Raw genomic sequence first — 2,952 nt, 5'->3', positions numbered from 1 at the left:
GGCGACCTGGAGCCACGATTGGGACACCTTCACCCGCGTCGAACGGGCGGGCCATAAAATCGTCCATGTTCCGCACCCGCTCCACGCCACCGACAGCGCCAGCGACAGGCGGCCCTCCCGCCCCGCCAGCGTGGTGCGCAGATCCGCCGAGCGGACGCGCGGCGGTCCGGACTCCGCGATCAACTCGACCGGGCGCCAGGGGCCGACCGCCGGAACCGGCGGGCACCAGCCGGGCATGTGCCCCAGCAGCGTCGTCCGCACCGCGCGCAGCCCTGCCGGCTCGGCCAGCCGCACCGGCCAGCGGCCCCGCCCCTTCTGCGCCTTCAGGACCGGGTTCAGGGCGCGGAAGACGATGCGCAGCGCGTGCGCCCCCCGCAGCGTGACCGGCACGTCGTGGCGCTGGAACATGCTGGCGCTGGTCAGGACGCGCTTCCCGTCCAGCCAGACCTCCGCGATGGTGGCGAGACCGTGGAAGCGCAGCGTATGGGGGCCCTCGCCGGTCAGCCGCACCCGGTACCAGACGTCGCGGTCGTGCAGGGGAAGCGGCTCGCCGAGCCGGTAAAGCCCCGCCTCGCGCAGCGCCTGCGCGACGGTGCCGGGAACCGGGGCGGGCAGCCAGTCCCCGCCGGGTGTGCCCCCCGGCTCGGTCACGCACAGCTCCCACCCCGCGGACAGGGGCGTCACGCTGCGGCCCGTCACGGCGTGAAGGCGCGCCATCGCCGGTCACCCGTACCGGCGGATCAGAGCGCCCAGCGCCGTGCCATAGGCGCGCTCCATCGCGTCCAGAGGGGCCGCGCAATCCCCGAAACGCCGCCGGTTCACCCCGCGCGCCAGTTGGAACTGGAGCGCCTTGGCCGTGGCGGACAGGGTGGCGCAGGACTCCGCCGCGTCCGCCGGACCGCCGACCCAGCGCAGATAAAGCCCCAGCAGTTCGAAATTCGCCCCCACCTGCCGCAGCGTGTTGAAGGCGTAGAGGTGGAAATAGTCCATGGGCCGGGCGAGGAGGGCCTCAAGCTGTTCCGGCAAGGCGGCGCGAAAGGCGGCGATGGGGTTTTCCGCAGGGCGGTGCCGCAGATGGCGGGACAGCAGCCCGCGGGAAGCCTCCATCAGCGCCGCCCCCTTCAGCGCCGGGCCGCTGCGCTTCACGAACTCCGCGTAGGGGAACAGGGGGGCGGGGCCGAACAGACCGTCGTAATCCTCCCCCTCCAGCGTGAAGCGCCCGGCGTTGTGGATGTAGTCGAGCCGCCGCGCACCGGCGTCCAGGCCGAGGATCGCGATGGTCGTCTTGACGTGCTGCGCGCGGTAGGAGGTGCCGCGGGTGTCCGGCAGGTGGAAGCCGTCCACCTCCACCAGCACCGGGCGCCCCCGCGCCGCCTGCACCCCCGCGTGGGCCTCCACCCGGTCGTAGAGGGCCAGTTCCTGCACCTCCAGCCCGTAGAGGCGGCGCAGATCCTCCGGCGGCGGCTTGAAGAAGGTGAACTGGTCGCCCTCGAAATCCTGCGCGGCGGTGAAGGCCAGGACCGCCATCGGCTCCATCCCCAGCGCCCGCAGCAGCCCGATCCACAGGTCGGTGTAGCAGTTGGTCTCCGCCCAGTCGCGGTCCGGCCCGTCCAGCGGATGCAGCATACCCGGCCTCCCCTGCCCCTTCAGCCCCAGAGGACGGCGCGCACCGCGGCGGGCCACGCCTTCACGTCGAAGCCATGGTGGCGGAACAGGGCCAGCGCCACCCGCTCCATCCCGAACCCGACGCAGGCCGTGTGGGCGACCGCGCCGTCCGGAGTGCGGAGGTCCCACAGCAGCCCGAAATGGTCCTGGTGGTAGTTGAAGCTGAGGCAGGCGGTCGGCTGGTCCTGCGACGCGATGGGGATCAGCAGTTCGAATTTCAGCCCCTGGTCGCGCTGGTTGGCCGCCAGCATCCGCCCGGCCCGCCCGAAGAAGGGGTCGTTCGCCAGATCGACGGCGACCGGCAGGGCCAGCGATTCCATCAGCGCCCGCCCCCGCTCCACCCAGCTCTGCCGGAAGGCGATCACCTGCTCCGGCGTGCCCGCACGCACATACTCGCGCATCCGGAACAACTGCATCCGCGCCGGGTCCAGCGACGGCTCATGGCGGAAGCAGTAGGAATAGACGTCCACCAACGCCCCCTCGGCGGGCAGCGGCCCCCGCTCGGCGAGCGTGGGATAGACCGGGTAGCAGGCGGCGGGGGTCAGGACGACGCTGGTCGCCATCTGGGCGTCGGTCCATTCCTCCCCCTCCTCCAGCCGGCGCAGCAGGGATTGGTGCGCCCGCTCGTCGCCCTTGAAGGCGTGCACGGTGCCGGCCAGATGCGGAAAGCTCTTCAGATAGCCGCTCCGCTCGAACTGGTTGCGGGCCAGCGCCGGGGGGAAGCGCATGACGTCCGCCCCGTCGTCGCCTCCCCAGGCGGCGATCAGGTCGCCGAACCGCTCCACCACGTCCTCGAAGACGCCGCTGCGGCCGTACAGCCCGTCGACCCCCGTGGGAATCAGCAGCCCCGCCGCGATCAGCGCGTCACGGAACGCCGCCTGTCCGTCCTTCGCCGGTGTATCGCCTGCCCGCATGTTCATCCGTCACCCGAAGAGAGAGCCGTTGTCCTTGTGCGCCAGCAACAGGTTCGCCGTGTTGCCCAGGATCCGGTCGTTGCTGATCATCAGCGGCGCCGAATGGGCGTCCCGCAGGTGGCGGCACAGGCTGTAGGGGCTGTCGTTCCGGTAGGCCGACAGGCCGGCGGCCAGCATCGCCTGCTCCACGATCCGCACCACCATCTCCGCCGCCCCGGTCTTCAGCGTGTTCATGGCGACCGCGAAGCCCGGGGAGGTGAGGCGGTCGGGGCTGTCCGCCGCCGCCTCGAACTGGGCGAGCGCGCCGCGCACCATGCCGCGCATGGCCTGAAGGCCGGCGGGCGCCTCGGCCCGCGGCCGCGCCCCCCGCGGC

General features: G+C 72.4%; 4 protein-coding genes. All 4 read right to left on the bottom strand.

Features of this window, described 5'->3' with window-relative positions; genetic code table 11:
* The coding region (locus QSG27_RS28320; RefSeq protein WP_407653283.1) for a glycosyl hydrolase 2 galactose-binding domain-containing protein at window positions 1-717 on the bottom strand (717 nt) is incomplete at its 3' end.
* Window positions 718-723: 6 nt separating this feature from the next.
* Window positions 724-1,626, bottom strand: coding sequence for a DUF1839 family protein (locus QSG27_RS28315; RefSeq protein ID WP_306712121.1), 903 nt, complete (start codon window positions 1,624-1,626; stop codon window positions 724-726).
* Window positions 1,627-1,646: 20 nt separating this feature from the next.
* The gene (locus QSG27_RS28310) at window positions 1,647-2,579 is read right to left on the bottom strand and encodes an amino acid--[acyl-carrier-protein] ligase (protein ID WP_306712119.1); all 933 of its coding nucleotides are present in this window, start codon (window positions 2,577-2,579) and stop codon (window positions 1,647-1,649) included.
* Between the two features lie 9 nt (window positions 2,580-2,588).
* Window positions 2,589-2,952 (bottom strand): acyl-CoA dehydrogenase family protein (locus QSG27_RS28305; protein WP_306712117.1); only part of this gene is annotated, 364 nt, incomplete at its 5' end.

This window comes from Azospirillum isscasi (assembly GCF_030849505.1).
Classification (GTDB): Bacteria; Pseudomonadota; Alphaproteobacteria; order Azospirillales; family Azospirillaceae; genus Azospirillum; species Azospirillum isscasi.
The sequence above is the reverse complement of the archived record's forward strand: the minus strand, read 5'-3'. Positions and strand labels throughout refer to the sequence as shown.